The organism is Aeromonas sp. R7-4, from assembly GCF_040908055.1.
Taxonomy (GTDB): domain Bacteria; phylum Pseudomonadota; class Gammaproteobacteria; order Enterobacterales; family Aeromonadaceae; genus Aeromonas; species Aeromonas sanarellii.
Genome location: NZ_JBFODA010000031.1, coordinates 54733 through 74136, shown reverse-complemented (window position 1 = coordinate 74136; position 19404 = coordinate 54733). Strand labels below are relative to the sequence as shown.

General features: G+C 61.9%; 20 protein-coding genes. 12 read left to right on the top strand and 8 right to left on the bottom strand.

The features are described from left to right. Positions 1 to 136: 136 nt before the first annotated feature. The 5 genes from AB5Y72_RS07815 to AB5Y72_RS07795 all read right to left on the bottom strand — a co-directional run bounded on the left by AB5Y72_RS07815 (position 137) and on the right by AB5Y72_RS07795 (position 4785). The gene (locus AB5Y72_RS07815; protein WP_368198818.1) at positions 137 to 1111 is read right to left on the bottom strand and encodes a MalM family protein; all 975 of its coding nucleotides are present in this window, start codon (positions 1109 to 1111) and stop codon (positions 137 to 139) included. 90 nt (positions 1112 to 1201) lie between these two features. Beyond that, on the bottom strand, positions 1202 to 2524 hold the full coding sequence (locus AB5Y72_RS07810; RefSeq protein ID WP_325781902.1) for a maltoporin: 1323 nt from the start codon (positions 2522 to 2524) through the stop codon (positions 1202 to 1204). A gap of 524 nt (positions 2525 to 3048) precedes the next feature. Continuing rightward, complete coding sequence (locus AB5Y72_RS07805; RefSeq protein WP_042074738.1) at positions 3049 to 3489, bottom strand: flavodoxin; 441 nt, start codon at positions 3487 to 3489, stop codon at positions 3049 to 3051. A gap of 184 nt (positions 3490 to 3673) precedes the next feature. Next, the gene (gene truC / locus AB5Y72_RS07800; protein ID WP_202211931.1) at positions 3674 to 4450 is read right to left on the bottom strand and encodes a tRNA pseudouridine(65) synthase TruC; all 777 of its coding nucleotides are present in this window, start codon (positions 4448 to 4450) and stop codon (positions 3674 to 3676) included. Next, a complete protein-coding gene (locus tag AB5Y72_RS07795; protein WP_042074742.1) occupies positions 4450 to 4785 on the bottom strand; it encodes a YqcC family protein in 336 nt (111 codons plus the stop codon). Before AB5Y72_RS07795 ends, truC begins: the two co-directional genes overlap by 1 nt. A 193-nt stretch (positions 4786 to 4978) precedes the next feature. Here AB5Y72_RS07795 and AB5Y72_RS07790 point away from each other — a divergent pair, with 193 nt between their 5' ends. From AB5Y72_RS07790 to AB5Y72_RS07770, 5 genes are all read left to right on the top strand, one after another. Further along, the gene (locus AB5Y72_RS07790) at positions 4979 to 6007 is read left to right on the top strand and encodes a DUF3549 family protein (RefSeq protein WP_325781901.1); all 1029 of its coding nucleotides are present in this window, start codon (positions 4979 to 4981) and stop codon (positions 6005 to 6007) included. A gap of 67 nt (positions 6008 to 6074) precedes the next feature. Continuing rightward, the gene (locus AB5Y72_RS07785) at positions 6075 to 6371 is read left to right on the top strand and encodes a DUF3301 domain-containing protein (RefSeq protein ID WP_039039421.1); all 297 of its coding nucleotides are present in this window, start codon (positions 6075 to 6077) and stop codon (positions 6369 to 6371) included. 63 nt (positions 6372 to 6434) lie between these two features. Next, positions 6435 to 6671, top strand: coding sequence for a DUF2789 domain-containing protein (locus tag AB5Y72_RS07780; protein ID WP_042074744.1), 237 nt, complete (start codon positions 6435 to 6437; stop codon positions 6669 to 6671). A 188-nt stretch (positions 6672 to 6859) separates the two neighbouring features. Then, entirely contained in the window at positions 6860 to 7159 is a 300-nt protein-coding gene (locus tag AB5Y72_RS07775; protein ID WP_325781900.1) for a hypothetical protein, read from the top strand. A 9-nt stretch (positions 7160 to 7168) separates the two neighbouring features. Continuing rightward, complete coding sequence (locus AB5Y72_RS07770; protein WP_325781899.1) at positions 7169 to 7954, top strand: Zn-ribbon-containing protein; 786 nt, start codon at positions 7169 to 7171, stop codon at positions 7952 to 7954. Between the two features lie 91 nt (positions 7955 to 8045). Here AB5Y72_RS07770 and syd read toward each other — a convergent pair whose 3' ends face one another. Further along, complete coding sequence (gene syd, locus AB5Y72_RS07765) at positions 8046 to 8594, bottom strand: SecY-interacting protein (protein WP_368198816.1); 549 nt, start codon at positions 8592 to 8594, stop codon at positions 8046 to 8048. Between the two features lie 105 nt (positions 8595 to 8699). On the opposite strand from syd, the gene queF reads away from it, so the two are divergent. The 7 genes from queF to AB5Y72_RS07730 all read left to right on the top strand — a co-directional run bounded on the left by queF (position 8700) and on the right by AB5Y72_RS07730 (position 17791). Continuing rightward, positions 8700 to 9548, top strand: a complete 849-nt coding sequence (queF, locus tag AB5Y72_RS07760) for an NADPH-dependent 7-cyano-7-deazaguanine reductase QueF (protein WP_325781898.1) — start codon at positions 8700 to 8702, stop codon at positions 9546 to 9548. A 115-nt stretch (positions 9549 to 9663) separates the two neighbouring features. Beyond that, positions 9664 to 11934, top strand: a complete 2271-nt coding sequence (locus AB5Y72_RS07755) for a hypothetical protein (RefSeq protein WP_202211510.1) — start codon at positions 9664 to 9666, stop codon at positions 11932 to 11934. Between the two features lie 85 nt (positions 11935 to 12019). Next, positions 12020 to 13621 carry a diguanylate cyclase gene (locus tag AB5Y72_RS07750; protein WP_202211511.1) on the top strand — a complete coding sequence of 534 codons (1602 nt, stop codon included), beginning with the start codon at positions 12020 to 12022 and terminating at the stop codon, positions 13619 to 13621. Positions 13622 to 13778: 157 nt separating this feature from the next. Then, positions 13779 to 15134: a nucleotide 5'-monophosphate nucleosidase PpnN gene (gene ppnN, locus AB5Y72_RS07745; RefSeq protein WP_042074757.1), complete on the top strand. Its 1356-nt coding sequence runs from the start codon at positions 13779 to 13781 to the stop codon at positions 15132 to 15134. 134 nt (positions 15135 to 15268) lie between these two features. Beyond that, a complete protein-coding gene (gene xni, locus AB5Y72_RS07740; protein WP_202211512.1) occupies positions 15269 to 16078 on the top strand; it encodes a flap endonuclease Xni in 810 nt (269 codons plus the stop codon). 142 nt (positions 16079 to 16220) lie between these two features. Continuing rightward, the gene (locus tag AB5Y72_RS07735; protein ID WP_202211513.1) at positions 16221 to 17228 is read left to right on the top strand and encodes an isocitrate dehydrogenase; all 1008 of its coding nucleotides are present in this window, start codon (positions 16221 to 16223) and stop codon (positions 17226 to 17228) included. Positions 17229 to 17347: 119 nt separating this feature from the next. Beyond that, a complete protein-coding gene (locus tag AB5Y72_RS07730; RefSeq protein WP_368198814.1) occupies positions 17348 to 17791 on the top strand; it encodes a hypothetical protein in 444 nt (147 codons plus the stop codon). Between the two features lie 128 nt (positions 17792 to 17919). On the opposite strand, the gene rlmM is transcribed toward AB5Y72_RS07730, so the two are convergent. Beyond that, the gene (rlmM, locus tag AB5Y72_RS07725; protein ID WP_202211514.1) at positions 17920 to 19014 is read right to left on the bottom strand and encodes a 23S rRNA (cytidine(2498)-2'-O)-methyltransferase RlmM; all 1095 of its coding nucleotides are present in this window, start codon (positions 19012 to 19014) and stop codon (positions 17920 to 17922) included. Next, positions 19007 to 19393: a DUF423 domain-containing protein gene (locus AB5Y72_RS07720; RefSeq protein ID WP_202211515.1), complete on the bottom strand. Its 387-nt coding sequence runs from the start codon at positions 19391 to 19393 to the stop codon at positions 19007 to 19009. Before AB5Y72_RS07720 ends, rlmM begins: the two co-directional genes overlap by 8 nt. Between the last annotated feature and the right edge of the window lie 11 nt (positions 19394 to 19404).

Genomic DNA, 19404 nt, shown 5'->3' with positions numbered 1-19404 from the left:
AACAAAATAATACACAGAGAAACCCAATGTAACTAAACGTAACCAAGCACTGCTTTATATTATCAAGTCTACCGATTAAAAAGGCCTCCAACAAGGGAGGCCTCCAACAAATAGCAATTTAAATAAGTCAGGATATTTAGTTCTTTTGTGACCGTTTCACCGCATCAATAAAGACGGATTTCGCCTTGGTTGACCCGGCACGTTCCGCTTCATTCACCAGTTGCATCGCCTTGTCGATATCCCCGGCCTTCACCGCCTTCTCGATCTGGGCGTTGTAGAAGCTCTCGGTCTCGCTCAGCATGGCGGGAGCCGGCGTACTCGGTGCTGCGGCCACTGCCGCCGTGGTGACGGCCGAGGCAGCCACGGCTGTTGTGGCCGGCTTGGCCTGACTCATCGCCACCTTGTCCGAATACTCGGGCTTGAAGACGGCCTCGATACCCTGCCCCTTGGCCATGTCGACCGCCTTGATCTGAACCAGACCCCAGGGTGAATGCGGGATCACGGGGTCCTGGATCTCCGGCTCCACCGTGCCATTGGCGCGGGCAAAGGCCTTGGCCGGGTGCAAGATGGTGGTACTGCCGGACAACTCGTCCCCCGGCGCGTATATCACCATATAGGTTTCAGCGGCGGGATTGCCCGGCATGCTGCGGTCCACGAACACCTTGCCTTCGATCCTGTCATTGTCGAGCAGGTGGGCGGGTTGGTAGCTGAATACGGACTCACCCAATACGCGAGTCACCTTGAACTGGGCATCCAGCATGATGACCTTGGGGATCAGCACCGTCTTGCTCACCTGGGATGCCAGCGTGATGGCCAGGTTGCCGGTATTGATGGGCAGACGATAGGCGGCGAAGTAGCTCATCCCCTCGTCAAACTGATAACTGGGCTGCTTGCCATCTATGGTCAGCAGCGTCTCGCCTTCCGGCAGAGAAACATAATTGAATTCGTTGAAATCCTTGCAGCAGCTCGTCGCCTGGGAGAGCGCCTGCTTGGCCTGATCGGCATTGCTCAGGATGGAGGCGTGATCCTGCACGGGCACGACCATGCTACCGGAACAGCCGGCCAACAGCGCGGTAACCACGGCCGCGATAGACATCTTTACCAGTTTCATTCTTCTTCTCTCCATAACCCGATTGCCAATTCCTGAGAAACAAAACTGCCCCCATAAGGGGGCAGTGACTAACTTAACTGAAGATATTGCTTACCACCAGGCTTCTGCTTGCACACCAACCTGATAAGTGTCTTTGGAGGTACCGCCTTCAAAGGCGTTGTTGTCCTCGGTGTTCTCCAGGTAGGAGGCGAACACACGGATTTCCGGACGGGCCCAGAAGCTGGAGCCGGCGGACCAGGCCTGGGCCAGGGTCAGCTTGTAAGCACCGTCTTTGTCGGTGGTACCGGAGGTGGACTTGTTCTTGTCCTGGAAGTAGCCGCCTTCGAAGATGGTCTTGTTGAAGTCATCCCACTTGTACATCGGGCGGATAACGGCAGACAGGGTTTCGTACTTGTCGTTACCATTCCACATCTCGTTGCCTACACCGTAGACCAACTGGTGACCCATCTCCCAGGAGTTGCCCATCGGGATGACACCCCAGTTGATGATACGGTAGCCATCGGCACCGTCTTTCGCTTCAGCACCGTACCAGGAGCCGTCACCGTAGAAGGCCATGGTCTTGGAGTAGCCTTCGGTACCGTACTGCAGCACGGTCTTGTTGAAGCCACCGAAGATGCCCTGGGTTAGTTCGGCAGTCAGCATGACGCCGTTCTTCATGTTGTCGTTTTTCAGCTCTTTCTGAGCGTCGGTCTCATTGATCAGGGCATACATGGCGCCCACTTCCAGAGAGCCGTCTTGCCACAGCGGGATGCCGGCATAACGCACGTCCAGGGTGTTGACGTTCAGATTTTCGTTCTTCTGGTAAACCGGATCACCATTGCCATCTACACCGGTCTGGGTGTACTGACCGAAGACATCGGCTGCGCTGCGGTCGTTGCGAACCCAGGCGAAGGAGACCTTGCCAGGACCAGCCTGGATGCCTTCGATACCGGCACCGGCACCGGAGATGTTCCAGTAGTAGAAGTCAGAGATGTGAATGTCGTGACGTTGGTAGTAACGCTTACCGGCCCAGAGGGTGGCTTCCGGGGCGAAGCCCAGCAGGCCCTTGGCTTGCACGTTGAACTGGCGCAGAGCGAAGTCGGAGTCGCCGTTGCACTGCTTGGCGTCGAAGTTGCAGACGGTGCCGGTCCCTTCCCAGTCGTTGGAACCGTCAGAAGACATGGCGAACATGGAATCAACGTAGAAAGTCTTGCCATCTTTGTTGAAGACTTCCTGACCCAGTTGCACTTCGCCGTAGGTGTCGTTTTCGTTACCCAGACGACCAACCTTGTTGACGCTGTATTTCACCATGTCGCCGTCACCGGAAACGCCGACACCTGAACGGAAGTAGCCGTGGAAATCAACGGCGAAGGCGGCTTGGGAAGCCAGGGCTGCGGTAACTGCTGCAGCGATCGGGAGCCACTTTGCTTTCATTTTCATTTTCCTTATTCCCGCTGAGAGGAGTGTGATCCTGATATTCAAGTTCTTATCACCGGAAAAACGTTTTGGTGATAACCGAGGCCGATTATAGGTAGCCAATTTCGGGACAAACATGAGCTGATTCACAAAATGGTGACAAATCGCTCCCCTCAAGCCACAGGAGAGAGCGTCAGTCAAGAAAAGCATAACAAGAACAACAAATCACCCCAAAAAAGCCAGTCACAGCAATAATAGACTATGAAAAATGCATTCAAACATTAATTTGCGATGAGAGTTAAGTTAAAAACCAGTCGCTCAGTGGCAAAAACATGATTGAAATCGCTTTCAATGGGGAACTTTTAATTTTCTGGTTTGTCGCGTTTTTGATGAATATGGGTCTGTCGGTGCACTCTGTTCGAGAGAAAAATAACCGGCAATCAGACAGGATAATATTTGAGAGTAGAAGCAATGAGTCCCAAAATAATGCTCCCCCGTCAGCAGGCTCACGGGGGAGACATTTAAAATATGCGCCAATCCGGCTACAGCCTATTTTCCCAGGTTTTCAACCAGGCCAGCGCCGCCACCTCTGGCTCGTCCACCACGGTCGCGTCTATCTCCAGACGCGGTATCAGGGGAACGGCCGCCAGCTCCTGCAACAACTCATCCAGCCTTCGCCCCGCCCCGCAGAAATGCTCATAGCTGCTGTCCCCCATGGCGATGAGGGCATAGCGCCACCCCTTCATATAAGGGGCACGATCGGCCAGAGCGCTGGCAAAGGGTTGCAAGTTGGGGGGAATATCGCCCTGCCCCGTGGTGGCGCTGACGATCAGCAGAAAACGGGAGGCATCGATGTCCTCCAGTTCGGCCTCGTCGAAGATACGGCAGACATGGCCGCTGGCCTGCAGGTGGTCGCTCAGGGTCTCGGCCACCAGCATGGCGGCGCCATAGACTGTGCCGACCAGGATGTCGATCTCGGCCATCAGCGACTCCTCAGGGGAAGAGGCTGGCCCGCTTCGGGCGGGACGCTCGGGGCATTTCCCCCAGGCTGGATATGATGACACACGGTGAAGGGAGAAGTATCTCGTTGAGCCATAAGTCATTCCTCTGACGGACCTGGCCTACAGCATGCCACAGCCCGGTCAGAGGAAACAGATGAAGACTGACTCAAACGCCGTAGTCGCTCTCGCTGGCGGGCCAGCCCAGTTCGGCGAACAGCTGCAGCACCTGGGGCCCCAACGGCGCCTGGATCCGCATCGGCACCTTGAGCACGGGATGCTCGAAGCTGAGCTTGTGGGCGATCAGCAGCAGCCTGTCGCAGCCGTAGTGCTCGCGAAAGAAGCGGTTATGCCGGCCATCGCCATGGGTGGTGTCGCCGACGATGGGATGGAACAGGTGATCCAGGTGGCGGCGCAGCTGGTGCTTGCGCCCCGTCTTGGGGAAGAGCCGTACCAGGCTGTAGCGGCTGGTGGGGTGCTTCTTGGAGACCGCATGGGGCAGCTCGACCTTGTGCAGGCGGCGAAACGCGGTCACCGCCTCCTGGGCGGGGCGATCCGGGTCGCTCATGGCGTCGGCTATCTTGTCCAGCTGCTCCTTGAGCGGGTAATCGATGAGCCCCTCCTCGGGGGCCCATCCCCGCACCAGCGCCAGATACTCCTTGTGTACGCGGCGCGCGGCGAAAGCCTCTGTCAGAGTGCGGGCCACCGCCGGATCCAGCGCAAACAGCAGCACCCCAGAGGTGGGCCTGTCGAGCCTGTGTACCGGATAGACATGGCGACCGCCGATGAGATCCCGGGTCATCTGCATGGCGAAGCGGGTCTCCCCCTTGTCGAGCCAACTGCGGTGCACCAGGAGACCCGACGGCTTGTTGACCGCCACCAGCCAGTCATCCTGATAGAGCAGGGTCGGTACCAAGGCGTTCTTTGCGCTGACCGGCTCACCCATCATTGCTCGACCACTTTGCCGGAGAGCAGCAGATCGAAGCGGGCGATCAGACGCAGCAGGGCTTCCACCTCGGCCAGCTCTTCCTTGTAGACTTCGCTCGCCATGGGGTAGAGGGAGACGCTGGTCGGCAACGGCGCCTGCAGCAGCACCAGCTGCTCCATGCGGGGGATCAGCACGAATTGCAGCCACTGATCGAAACTCAGGGTATCGACGCAGAACGGCAGCTCGCTTGCCAGCGCCTCGCTGCCCGGATGCTCGGCTTGCCAGCGTTCCAGGCGTTGCAGCTCGGCTGTCAACTCTCCCAGCAGGCCGGCGACCAGCAGATATTGATTCATCTCACTTCCTCATCGTGTGGCCGACGGGTGTCGACGCCCCACTCAACAGAGCCATCAAAAAGGGGCGTTACTATACACCGCCCCCGGGACGGCTGCCATGCTGCCGTCGCCCTCTCGCCCGCTGCGACCGCCACTGGCTATCTGGTGCAGCCTCCTTATAATCCCCGGCATCACCTTCAAGCCGGATCTCCTCATGTCTTCCATCAATACGCTGACCGAATTTCTGACCCAGGCCGATACCCAGTTCCAGCTGTTCGACATGGGCCGCCAGGTGCGCCCGCTGGCGAGCGACCTCTTCGTGCGCATCGAGCAGCAGCAGGAGCCCTACCCCTGGCCGTTGCAGCAACATGCCTGGCTCGGCGTGCACTTCTTCCAGCCCGCCGAGTCAAGACACTACCTCTGGTTCCTCAAGTTTGCCCTCGATGAGCGTGGTCTGCTCATCTCCAGCGGCCCCAAGCACTTCATGGACCAGGTGGTCGAGACCCTGGGTTACAAGCTCACCGGGGAGCTGGATGAGGAGAAGGCGCAGCGTCTGGCCGACAACCCCTACACCTTCCGTCCGGCCGAGGCCAAGATGGCCAGCCTGCACGCCAAGCTGGCCCGCCAGCTGGAGCAGGCCCCTTCCGCCTACTACGAGGCGCTCTGCCACTATCTGGCGGCGCCGGGGGAAGAGGGGTGGCAGCACCTGGGGCTGCAGGGCTTTGCCGATCTGGCGGAGCGGCTGCAGGATGAGCGCAACCTGGCCCTGGTGTGCAAGGCGTTGCCGAAGCTCCCGCAGGCACCGCTCTACGCCCTGTGCCAGAGCCTGGAGAACGCGCCCCTCCCCCTCGCCCTGCAAGGCGCGCTGCTGGAGCGCATCGGCAAGGAGCAGGAGTGCGTCGAGCCCGATGCCGAGACCCTGGCCTATCTGTGCCGGGCCCTGGCCTCCTGCCCGGGCAACGAGCTGCGCAGCAACAAGCTGCTGACCCTGCTGCAGACCCGCCCCAGCCCCTCCCTGCTGCTCGCCATCGCGGGCCGCCTCTGGCCCGATCTGAAAAGCCCGGCGCTGCTCGGCCTGTTCCTCGAGCAGCTTGCCCTGCAACCCACCCAGTTCTTCAACCAGGTATTTGCCGAGCTCGTCACTTTACCGGCCCTGCGCAATGATATGCTGGCGAGACTGCGCGACCCCGCACGCAGCGAGGCCCTCGGCCAGGCCATAGGTCGCCTGTTCGCCTCGGCGTAGGAACGCTTGCTGGCCCGGCTCCCCTCCTGGAGCCGGGCCCCACCGACATCACAGAAGGAACCCGTTGATGGGAGAAATGCTTGGGATCTTGCTGCTCGGCCTCGTTGGCTGGGCCTTCTGGCAACAGCGCCGTCAGGCGGAGCTGGCCTGGCAATACATGCGCCGCTACTGCCAGCACCACGACCTGCAACTGCTGTCGCTGGCACGCACCCATCGCGCGCTGGGGCACAAGCCCCTGCGCCTGCTCACCTACTACCAGTTCGAGTTCTCCAGCGACGGCGAGAGCCATTACCAGGGCCAGCTGTGCATGCAGGGGCTGCACGTCGCCGGGGTCGAGTTGCCACCCCATCGTCTGCCCTCCTAGGCCGGGTCAAGGCCCCGGGGGCTGACTATAATTCTCGACAACCCCCCTGCAAGGAGCGCCGAGATGGAATTGCTGACCCATGACATGACAGCCCTGTTTGCCCAGCTGGGACTGGCCAATGACGAGACCAGCCTGCACCGCTTCATCCGCGAGCACCCCCTGGACAACCAGACCCTGCTGCCCGAGGCCCCGTTCTGGACCCCTTCCCAGGCGGGCTTCCTGCGCGATGCGCTCTGGAATGACTCAGACTGGGCGGAAGCCATCGACCAGCTGGACGTGATGCTGCGCCAGACCCACTGACGCTCCCGCTTTTCCGGCAGCCGGGCTCTGGGTTAGCGCAGAGCCCCAGTCACATCTCAATCGCCCTGGCGTCCCCCCACGTCAACCAGCTGAGCCAGTCCCCCTCGCGCCGCTTTCCTGATGGGCAGGCTTTGATTAAGCTCTGTGCCACCATCCGCAAGCAGCAAGACGGCCGCGCAGGAGCCAAGATGTCAGCCCAAGAGATCATCCAGATAGCCAACGAACTCAGTGCCAGGGGGATCACCCCCTCCACCGCCATGGTCAAGGCCCGCCTCAGCCATCCCGTGCCCATGGCCGAGCTGCTCAAGGTGCTGAGCCAGTGGAAGCAGCAGCCCCAGTCGGCTGAGCCCGCGCCCGCCAGCGTCCCCGCGATGCCCCCTGCGGCCCCGGAAACCGTCGGCCTGCTGCAACTGAGCGAGCAGCTCGCTAGGCTCGAGCAGAAGGTCGATCGCCTCACCGACCTGCTGCTCGACCACAAGCGGGATTGACGCGTCACCATGTACATCCTCGAACTCACCTTTGAGTGCTACCGCGATACCTCCCTCGGGGAGGCCGAGCGGGCCATAGTCCACTACCTCGACATGCTGCGCTACCAGGGGCAGATCCTGGGGCGGGAGTTTCCCACCAGCATGCACCCAGGCCATTTTATCAGCCGGGTGGTCTGCCCGGAGCAGGACAGCCTGCATCCGGACAATCAGAGCGAACTGGTGGCCCTGGCCGAACAAGGCCTGCACCAGGCCGGGCTGCTGGCTCCCAAACTCCAGCTTCAGGGCATGGATCTGCTGTCCGACAGCACGGATCCGTGCGGCCAGGAGGGCGAGCGCCCGAGCTGGATGCTGCTCTATACCAGCTTCCTGCACAGCTGCTCTCCCCTGCGCTGCGGCGACCATTTCGCCCCCATTCCGCTCTATCGACTGCCTGCCGTCGCCAACGGCGACCACAAGCAGATCATCAAGTGGCAGGAGGATTGGGAGGCCTGCGATCAGCTGCAGATGAACGGCTCCATCGCCGAGCACGCCGCCCTGCACGAAATCGGCGAGGTGGGCAGCCGGCTGCAACGCCGGGGCAGCGATCTCGTCAGTCGACTGGAGGCCCTGAGCGGCATCCCTACCTATTACTATCTCTACCGGGTCGGCGGCCTGAGCGCCGCCGAAGAACGGGCCCGCCCCTGCCCCGGCTGTGGCGGCGACTGGGCGCTGACCGCCCCCCTGCACGAGATCTTCGACTTCAAGTGCGATCCCTGCCGCCTGGTGTCCAACCTCTCCTGGGACTTCAAGGACTAGGGGCCGCCGGCGCGGCCCCCATAAAAAGAGAGGGCCTTGCCAGATGGCAAGACCCTCTCTCATCCTGCTCATCCTGCTCATCCTGCCCGTCTCAATGGGGCAGGGTCTCCAGCCGCGCCAGAAATGCCGGCAACGAGGGGGCCAGCGCCAGGCGGCGACCTGAGTCCAGCCACTCCAGCCACACCTGGCCGCTCTCGTTGTCGAGCGACACCAACGTCATCTCGTTGCGGGTGGTGGCGATGAAGAGCGAGGGGGAACGCTTCAGCTTGCGCAGCATCAGCAGGTGACCGATGAGGTTCTCCTTGAGCAGGTCCAGATCGTCCTCGTTCCACGGCAGGATCAGCTCGATGCGCAGCCCCTTGTAGGAACAGGGAAGGGGGCGGCTGAACCAGTGACCAAACAGGACAAGGACGCTCGGATGTAGAGTCAGTTCGAGGGCATCGGCCATGGCCGCGAAGTCGGCAGGCTGGTCGCGCCTGTGGGGGCGCCAGGCCACCCGCCCCTCTTTGGGCTCATCCAGCTCGCAGGGAGAGCGCCACTCGGCCTCCCACTCGCACAGGGGCAGCCCCCGTCTCGCCTCGCCATCGCGCTGCCAGCGTAAAAAGAACTGCTCCAGAGCAGACAGGACTTGATCCGTCATCGATATTCCCCACAATAGCGGCCTCTGATCGCCGCAAGACAGTGACCGAAAAATCCGGCAATTGCACCATCAAACCCTTTGTCAGACAAGCGTGAGCAAACCAGCATGAGCAAACAAGAGAGATACGCCGGCGCCAGTGCGCTGCAGGGCCTGAGCCTGGGGCAGCAGTCCGCCTACATCAGCCAGTACACCCCGAGTCTGCTGCAACCTGTGCCACGCAGCCTGAACCGCGACGATCTGGGCCTTGGCGAGACCCTGCCGTTCGAGGGCTGCGACGTCTGGACCCTGTACGAACTCTCCTGGCTCAATGCCAAGGGCAAGCCCGTGGTCGCCCTCGGCGAGGTGGCCGTACCCGCCGCCAGCCCGAACCTCATCGAGTCAAAATCCTTCAAGCTCTACCTCAACTCCTTCAACCAGACGCGCTGCGACTCCCTGGAGGCGGTACAGGCGCTGCTGGTTCAGGATCTGAGCGCCTGCGCCGGCGCCCCCGTGAGCGTCACCCTCTTCCCCCTCGATGAGGCCCCCCATCAGATAGTGCAGCTGCCCGGTGAGTGCATCGACGATCTGGATATCGAGGTGGACGGCTACGAGTTTGACGAGACCCTGCTGCAAGGGGCCGCCGGCACCGAGATCGTGGAGGAGACCCTGCACAGCCACCTGCTCAAGTCCAACTGCCTGGTCACCAGCCAGCCGGACTGGGGTTCCGTGGTGATCCGCTATCGCGGCCCGCGCCTCGACCGGGAGAAGCTCTTGCGCTACCTCATCTCGTTCCGCCAGCACAACGAGTTCCACGAGCAGTGCATCGAGCGCATCTTCACCGATCTCAAGCACTTCTGCGCCCCGACACAGCTGACCGTCCACGCCCGCTACACCCGCCGCGGCGGACTGGACATCAACCCCTTCCGCAGCGACTGGGAGCCGGTTCCCGCGAATCTGCGCCTCATCCGCCAGTAAGCCGGGCACTCGGGTTCCGACACATCCGGCCCATCACGCATCTCATCAATGAACTCTGGACGGGCGGGGGTGGGCTTGGATAACATGCCTGCACCTCCGTGCCGTCCTTAATCCAATGAATCAACTGTTTTTTCTGGCAATGATGATGTCCTCCCTGTCGGCTCCGGATCTGGATCTGGCGAAGGAGCAGTTGTCCATCGATCTGCAGCAGGCCCAGACCCTGGTGCTGACCGATCCCGCCAGATGTGTCCAGATCGCCACCGCCTTTCTGGAACGCACGGCCAGCAACCCCAAGCAGATCATCAGCAATCGCCAGGAGTACGGTTATCGGGAGCCCATGCTGAACTACGGCTCCGCCACCCAGACCACGGGGGCCTACCTGCTCAAGGGAGAGTGCCTGCAGCAGCTGGGGCAATTCAAACCGGCCCAGGAGTCCTTCGCGAAGGGCATCGCCATGGCCGAGAAGGAGCAGCAGTTCGAGCTGCACGCCCATGGCCTCTACCTCCAGATCCGCAGCCAGACCCTGCAGCTGCACGCCCACGGTGCCGGCGCCGCCCAGCTCGACAAGCTGGACAAGCTGCTCGCCAGCCCCCCGCTCAAAGAGAGCCAGTTGCAGGTCTACGCCCGTCTGCTGCATGTCAACGCCAGCATGGAAGAGCGACAGTTCGATCTGGCCAAACGCCAGCTGGCGGAGGCGCGCCAGTGGGCCGAGCAGGCCAAGAACCCCCTGGCCAGGGCCTGGACCAGCGCCGTGGGGGGCGATCTCTATCAGGCCCTGGGCCAGCCCCAGCTCGCCCTCGGGGAGTATATCGATGCCCAGCAGCAGGCCAGGGATCTGCAGGATCCCCTGTTCCTCGGACTGCTCTCCAACCAGATGGTCAGCCTCTATCAGGCGGAACAGGAGCCACAGAAGGCGCTGCAATACGCCAACGAGGCGGCCAATTACTTCCATGCCCTCGGCAACCCCTCCCTGCTCAGCGACGCCCTGATCGTGCTCGCCCGTCTCAACCGCGATCTGGGGGAGATGAACATGGCGCTGGTCTATTTCTTCAATGCCCTGGATCTGCTGGACGGGAACAGCAACCGCATCCGCATCGCCCACCTCAAGTTCGAGATTGGCAAGACCTATCTGCAGACCGGCAACCTGAACCTGGCCCGCAACTACCTGAATGCCGCGCGCCAGTCCCACGAGCTGGGGGACGACAAGGAGTCCCTGATCGATACCCTGCTGCTGCTCGGGGATCTCCACCTCAAGCAGCAGGAGGCGGGGATCGCCATCCTGCAGCTGGAGAACGCCCTGACCCTGGCGAACCGGATTGGCGACATCCGGCGCCAGCTGGAGATCTTCCGCCTGCTCTCCATCGCCTACGAGCAGAAGGGCTACCTGCAGCAGGCCCTCGAGAGCTACAAGAATTTTCATCAGCGCAGCGAGCTGGTGCGCCAGCAGCAGATCGCGCTGGAGCAGGAGGCGGTGCGCGACAACTATGCCCAGGTGGAGCGGGCCCAGCAGGTCAAGGAGCTGGAGCAGCAGCTCGACCAGAGCCAGCACCAGCAGGAGCGCTACCTCTGGTCCAGCGTCAGCACCGGGCTGTTGCTGGCGCTCTTCATCTACCTGTTCTTCACCCTCTGGCTCAAGCTGAGGGTCGCCCGCCTGAATGCCAAGCAGCTGGGGGAAGCCCTGCTGGTGGAGCCGCGCAGCGGCCTGGCCAACTGGCAGCGGCTGATGAGCCGCTGGCCGAGGGAGATGGCCAAGCGCCAGCAGAAGTCCGAGCGCTGGTACCTGAGCGAGCGCCCCACCAGCGAGTTTGACGACAAGCTGCACTACCTGCTGTTCCGGGTGCCCTTCCTGGTCAACAGCCTGGAGCAGCATGGCTATCAGGTCAGCCGCGAGATTGAGCAGGCCTTCGGCCAGTACGTCGCCAAACTGACCCCGAAGGATGGCCGCATCTACGACCTGCGCGAGGGACATCTGCTCTATGTAGTGCCCCAGCGCCACGTGGCCCAGCTGCACCAGCTGGCGCAGGAGCTGCTGGACACCCTGGCCGCCTTCCCCTGCGAACACCCGCTGGACAGGCACATCAGCCTCGGCATCGTCAGCCATCCCTTCCTGCCCAAGGCGGCCATGGCGCTCGACCACCACGGCCTGTTCGACCTCTGCTACCTGGCGCTGTCGGGGGCCATGCAGCTCAGCGACAAATACCAGCAAAACGTCTGGCTCGAACTCGCGGCCATCGACTGCCAGCAGGCCGCATTTTTTAATGGGGATGTGTGGCAATGCTGCTTGATGGCAATTGACAAGGGACTGGTAAAAGTAAATTCTTCTCATGAAAAGCAATGGGTTAACTGGCTTGCTCTTTCACGGACAAAAGCGCCGGACCATGCGTGACAAAAAGGTACTCAACGGGGTCTTTCATTGGCTGACTGTTGCTGGACGATACAAAAACGATAATGACAACAGGGCGACCTGAACAATGAATGATATGGCTGCCGTAACCGGACAACTGGCAAGACTCAGGGAATCCCTCCAGCAAAAACAGCAGGAACTCGATGGCATGGCCACGTTCTCCGAAACCGAACGTGCCCGCAGCATCCAGTTCATCGGCAAGCTGATGCAGGCCTGCCGTGGCCACGATCGCGAGCTGGACAACCGGCTGGCCAAGCTCAAGCAGAAGCTGGACGGCTCCCCCCCGCTCACCTCCATCGATGCCGAACTCGCCGCCATCGAGAAGCTGTTGCAGCAGCACAGCCACGCCATGGAGGAGTCCATCAGCCTGACCCGGGCCGCCATCGATCTGGGCAGCAAGCAGCTCAAGACCATCAAGGGCTTCCCGGAAGAGACCCGGCGAGCGCTCAAGGAGTTTCTCGCCAGCCCGGAGAGCTACGGCATCGGGGATCACCAAAAGAAGGTGATCCGCCTGCTGGAGTTCTACCAGCAGGCCATCAAGATCCAGCTGCTGCCACGCCAGCCGCTGATCCCGCCTTCGGCGGAGATCCCCACCGAGCTCTCCAGTCCGTCCCCTTCAGATTCATTCGATGTCAAGGCGCATGCCCAGATCTCCGATGAGTTGCAGCGCCTCATCACAGAGCTGGATTTTGCCGGCGCCGTGGGCGAGAGCCTGGCCGACATCCGCCGCCAGTTGCTCGGGGGCATCACCCCTGCCCTGCTGGCCGAAGTCTGCCTGCAGATCATCGAGCTCATCATCGAAGGCACCCGGGAGGAGCGCAAAGCCTCCCAGGCCTTCCTCAGCACCCTGAACGAGAGCCTCTCCGCGGTCCATTTCAGCTTCACCGAGACCCTGGACGAGGGGCGCGCCCTGCAGGATGCCGCCCACCTCAGCGGCCAGGCGCTGGAACGGGAACTGGCCGCCATCGATCGGGCCCTGATCACCCATGACTCCCCCGCACGGCTCAAGGGAGCCATCGGCGGTCACCTGGACACCATCCGCCGCCTGCAGCAGGAACGGGAGGAGATGGTCAGCCGCGAACGCCATCTGCTCACCCACCTCTCCAACATGGAAGCCAAGCTGAGGCTGATGAAGGAGGAGACCGGCGAGTACAAGAAGCGGCTCACCATCCAGAAGCACAAGCTGTTCCTCGACAGCCTGACCCAGGTGCACAACCGGGCGGCCCTCGACGAGCGGCTGGAACTCGAATACAAGCGCTGGCTGCGTTACGGCACCCCGCTGTGCCTGGCCATCATCGACATCGATCACTTCAAGCACATCAACGACAACTACGGCCACATGGCTGGCGACAAGGCCCTGAAAGTGGTGGCCAAGGCCCTGCAGAACGCCTTGCGCGACACCGACTTCATCGCCCGCTTCGGCGGGGAGGAGTTCGTGGTATTGCTGCCGAACATCAACCCGGACAAGTACCAGAAGCCCCTGGAGAACCTGCGCCAGACGGTCAAGAGCATCCCGTTCCGCTTCCGCGATGCCAGGGTCGAAATCACCATCTCCATCGGGGCCACCCTGTTCCGCCCGGGCGACCATACCACGGACGTCTTCGAGCGCGCCGACAAGGCGCTCTACAGCTCCAAGCACTCGGGCCGGGATCAGGTCAATCTCGCCTGAATCCGGACTTGACCGCGGCTAAAAAACCGGCAAACGCACTTTCCCCCTATTCCCCTGCCCACCCCCTTGCCTCTACTATCGAACCGAGGGATGCCAAGGCATCCCGTTTTCTCCCCAGGGAAAGCACAACGATAACAAGCGAGTGAAAGGGGAAATTATGATTACACACATCAATCCCGTGGGCAGCATGGACCTGCTGTCCCAGCTCGAGGTGGATCGCCTCAAGCAGACCGCCTCCAGCGATATCTATCAACTGTTTCGCAACTGCTCGCTGGCGGTGCTCAACTCCGGCAGCCACACCGACAGTTCCAAAGAGATACTGGAACGCTTCAAGTCCTTCGATATTCACGTGATCCGGCGCGAGCGCGGGGTCAAGCTCGAGCTGTTCAACGCCCCCGAGCACGCCTTCGTCGATGGCGAGATCATCCGCGGCATCCAGGAGCACCTCTTCTCCGTGCTGCGGGACATCCTCTATGTGTCGACCCAGCTCGAGTCCAACCGACTGGTCAACCTGACCAGCTCCACCCACATCTCCAACGTGGTGTTCGCCATCCTACGCAACGCCAAGGCGATCCTGCCCGGCGCCGACCCCAACCTGGTGGTCTGCTGGGGCGGCCACTCCATCAACGAGGTGGAGTACCAGTACACCCGAGCGGTGGGGAGCGAGCTGGGGCTGCGGGAGCTCAACATCTGCACCGGCTGCGGCCCGGGTGCCATGGAGGGTCCCATGAAGGGAGCCGCCGTCGGCCACGCCAAGCAGCGGGTGCGCAACGGCCGCTACATCGGCCTGACCGAGCCCTCCATCATCGCCGCCGAGCCGCCGAACCCCATCGTCAACGAACTGGTGATCCTGCCGGACATCGAGAAGCGACTGGAGGCCTTCGTGCGCCTGGGCCACGGCATCATCATCTTCCCGGGCGGGGTGGGCACCGCCGAGGAGCTGCTCTACCTGCTCGGCATCATGATGCACCCGGCCAACGAGCGCCAACCCATCCCCATAGTGCTCACCGGCCCCAGGGAGAGCGCCGACTACTTCCGCGCCATCGACGACTTCGTCAAGGCGACCCTGGGGGAAACCGCCACCAGCCTCTACCGGATCATCATCGGCGATGCGCCCGAGGTGGCCCGCGTCATGAAGGAGGCGATGCCGAAGATCCGCGAGTATCGCAAGTCGGTGGGGGATGCCTACTCCTTCAACTGGTCATTGCGGATAGAGCCGGAGTTCCAGCTGCCGTTCGAGCCGGATCACGCCAGCATGGCCAGCCTGGATCTGCACCGCAACCAGCCGCCCCAGTTGCTGGCGGCCAACCTGCGCCGCGCCTTCTCCGGCATCGTCGCCGGCAACGTCAAGGAAGGGGGCATCCGGGCCATCGAGAAGAAGGGCCCCTTCAAGCTGCACGGCGACAAGGAGCTGATGCACCTGATGGACAGGCTGCTGGAGAGCTTCGTCAGGCAGCAGCGCATGAAGCTGCCGGGCAGCCAGTACATCCCCTGCTACGAAATCGTGAAATGAGGGGCATGCCCCCGAGTGACCCAAGGGGCCGACAGGCCCCTTCTTCGCATCTTGCCGTCACGCCCCTTCAGGGTTAGCAAGGCGTTCATCCCTTGTTACAATGGGCCGTCCCGACCGCCAAGAGTGCCCCTTCCATGCCAAACCTCAGGCCGCACCTGCTTATCATCGATGCCCTCAACCTGATCCGCCGGCTGCACGCGGTCCAGTCCCAGCAGGGGTTGACTCCGGCCCAGGCCCTGATCGCCACCCGTGCCAACCTCATCAACACCAGCAAGAAGCTGCTGGCCAACAGCGAGCCGACCCATGCCATCGCGGTATTCGACGGCGAGGTGCACAGCTGGCGCAAGGAGATCTATCCGGCCTACAAGGAGGGGCGAACCCCCATGCCCCAGGAGCTGAGAGAGGGGCTCGCCGAGCTGCAGGATGCCTTCTGGGAGTGCGGCGTCGATGCCCTGCTCTCCCAGACCGACGAGGCGGACGATCTCATCGCCACCCTGGCCGACGGCATGGCCAGGCGCGGGGCGCGGGCCACCATCATCTCCACCGACAAGGGGTTCTGCCAACTCATCTGCCCGCAGATCCGGGTACGGGACTACTTCAACAAGCGCTGGCTGGATGCCGCCTTCGTCCAGCAGCAGTACGGCGTCGCCCCGGAGCAGCTGGTGGACTTCTGGGCCCTGACCGGGATAGGCGGCTCCAACATCAAGGGGGTGCCGGGCATAGGTCCCAAGACCGCAACCCAGTTGCTGCAGCAATACGGGACCCTGGCCACCCTGCTCGATGCCTGCGAGCAGGAGCGCGCGGCCAAACCCCTGCTCAAGCTGCGCCAGCACAGGGATGACGCCCTGCTGGCCCAGCGGCTGGTACGGCTGCAGCTGGACATTCCCCTCGGCTTCAACCTCAGGGAGATCCGCTACCCGCCCGCACAGGAAGCAGGGGCCTGATCACCAGCACACCCTTCCCCCAGACAGGCCGTACCTGTTGACATAAATGGGATATATGTAAAGAAACATGGAGAAAGTGGTGCAAAAATGGTATAAAACCGCCGAATCCTCCCCCTCTGTTCCCTAGAAGTGGATACGTCTCATGTCAAAAAGAAAAATTACCGTCATCCCGGGCGACGGCATAGGCCCCAGCATCATCGAATCCGCCATCCAGATCCTGACCCACGCGGGGTGTGATTTCGACTACGAATATGCAGACGCAGGCCTGGTCGCGCTGGAGAAACACGGCGAGCTGCTGCCCCAGTCCACGCTGGATCTCATCGAGAAGAACAAGGTCACCCTGAAGGGCCCGCTCACCACCCCGGTCGGCGGCGGCTTTACCTCCATCAACGTCTCCCTGCGCAAGAAGTTCAACCTCTACGCCAACGTGCGCCCCGTGCTCTCCTTCAAGGGCACCAGGAGCCGCTACGACAACATCGACATCATCACGGTGCGCGAGAACACCGAGGGCATGTACTCGGGCACGGGCCAGAAGCGCAGCGATGACAACCAGAGCGCCGAGGCGATGAGCATCATCACCCGGGAAGGGGCCGAGCGCATCGTCACCTTCGCCTTCGAGCTGGCGCGTCAGGAAGGGCGCAAGAAGGTCACCATCATCCACAAGGCCAACATCCTCAAGTCCACCTCCGGCCTGTTCCTGGAAGTGGCCCGCCAGGTGGCCGCCCGCTACCCGGACATCCAGAACGAGGAGATGATCGTCGACGCCGCCTGCATGAACCTGGTGATGTACCCGGAGCGGTTCGATGTCATGGTCACCACCAACCTGTTCGGCGACATCCTCTCGGATCTGTGCGCCGGTCTGGTGGGGGGCTTAGGCATGGCGCCGGGCGCCAACATAGGCGAAGGGGCCGCCATCTTCGAAGCGGTGCACGGCTCTGCGCCGGACATCGCCGGCAAGAACATCGCCAACCCCACCTCGGTGATCCTCGCCTCCATCCAGATGCTGGAGTACCTGGGCATGCAGGACAAGGCGGAGCGCATTCGCGAGGCCGTGCGCTCGACCATCGAGTCCGGCGATCGGGTGACCCGGGACCTGGGGGGCTCCGCCTCCACCAGCGAATTCACCCAGGCCATCATAGATCGTCTGTGAATCCTGTCTAACCGATTGATCTAAAAAGGGAGCTTAGGCTCCCTTCATTTCATGCCGGATCCCCCTACCTCCCTCGTCAGATGAATACTATGTTCATATGGAGGATAAGGAGATCCACCATGCGTGCTACTTTCATCTTGCTGATCGTCAGCAGCAGTGCCCTGGCCCTGGACAGGCCCATCGACAATGCCTGGCTGACAAAACCTCCCCAGCACGAGCCACCTGCCCAGCAGGTCTGGACGTCGAACCTGGATACCAACGACCTGCTCAAGGCCCCCAAACCCCTCTCCTTCGGCCTGGACATCGTGACCGACAGCAACGGCAACAGCCAAGTGACCCCCTATCAGAAACTGAACCTGACCGCCGAGAAGAGCGTGAGCCTCTCCTTCGAGAAGCACAAACCCAGGATCAAGTTCAACGCCGGGGGACTCAACACCGCGGTCAAGCTGCGCGGAGACGGCGTCAAGATGCAGTTCACCCCGACCGACAAGAGCATCCCCCTGCAGGTGGAGATCAAGGTCACGGACGACGAATCCAAGGTTACCTTCGACTACCGTTTCTAACGGGGTCAGGGAACAAAAAAACCGGACGGGTTACCCCGTCCGGTTTTTTTTGCCATCACTCTTGCCATCACTATGGTCGTGATCGTCCGATTACGCCTCGCCAATCGAACTGGCTTTCTGACCGGCGATCAGGTCTTGGGCGACAGCTTGGAGACCCAGAACTTGTTGTAGACGTGTACCGTGATCTCTTCCCGATCGTGGTAGAGCTGCTTGGCCTGGATCACGAAGCTGTTGTCGATCTCCCTGAGCAGCTCCCGCAGCACCTCGATGTTGTGCACCGCCTCGGCGTAGCGCTTCTTCATCGGCAGCTTGAGGTTGAACATGGCCTCCTGGCAGTCGTTCTCCCGGAACCAGTCGGCGATCATGTGGGTCACCCGCGCCGGCTTGTCCACCATGTCGCACACCAGCCAGTAGGTGTTCTTCTTGTTCGGACGCCAGACGAAGCCGTCGTCGCGGATGTGCTTGACCTGACCGGTATCCATCAGGGACTGCGCCATCATGCCGTTGTCCACCGCGGTCACCATCATGCCGCGACGCACCAGCTGATAAGTCCAGCCCCCCGGGCAGGCGCCGAGATCCACCGCTTTCAGGCCGGAGCACAGGCGCAAGTCCCACTCTTCCCGCGGCACGAAGACGTAGAAGGCCTCTTCCAGCTTGAGGCTGGAGCGGCTCGGCGCATCCGCCGGGAAGCGCAGGCGCGGGATCCCCATGTGGAACGCGGAGTTGTTGAAGGAGTAGGAGTAACCCAGCATCAGGTGATCGTTGGCCAGGAAGAAGGCGTGGAACACCGGACGGTGGGGCGTCTCCTTCTTGGTCAGGATCTCGTTGCCGCGCAGGGCCTGGCGCAGGGGTACGGTGAACTTGCGGCAGAAGGCGGAGAGCTCCTTCGCCTCGTTGGTGTCGGCCGTCTCCACCCGCAGATCGCCGCAGATGGCGTAGCCCCGGGTCGCCTCGACGATGGGAGTGACCCGATCGGAGAGATCCAGCTCCTTCAGCTCGTGGGTCACCACCAGCATCTGGCGGATGAAGATGAGCTCCCGGAACGGCAGCTTGCGGGCCAGCAGGTCGGCCTGCTCCTCGTCATACAGCTCGAAGAGCACGTAACCGCTGTCGTCCTTGACCCGGGCGAAACCGTAGCACTGCATGTTGCTGGCACGCTCGGTGATCTCTGCCGCCGCCTCTTTCTCAAAACCCGGGCGGCAATAAAGCAGCAGATTATTCATTCTTTCCTCCAAGACGACAGCCGGCCCATATCAGAGCCGCCCATCCCAACATAAAACAGAGGCCACCGGCAGGGGTGATGAGCCCCAGCCCCTTGCTGCCAAGCAGCACCATGGCGTAAATACTGCCGGAGAATCCCAGGATCCCCAGCACAAAGGCCGTGCCCGCGAAGGTGATCACCTTGCTGCGCACGTCGCAGAGCCCCAGCACCATCAGGGCCAGGGCGTGGAAAAACTGATACTGCACGGCGGTGTTGAACGCCGCCAGGCGCTCGGGCGTGATACCGGTCGCCGCCAGCCCGTGGGCGCCATAGGCCCCCAGCAGGGTGGCCGTCAGGCCGAAGAAACCGGCAAGCACCAGCCAGTGTCGTTGGATCTGCATCCTCTCTCCTT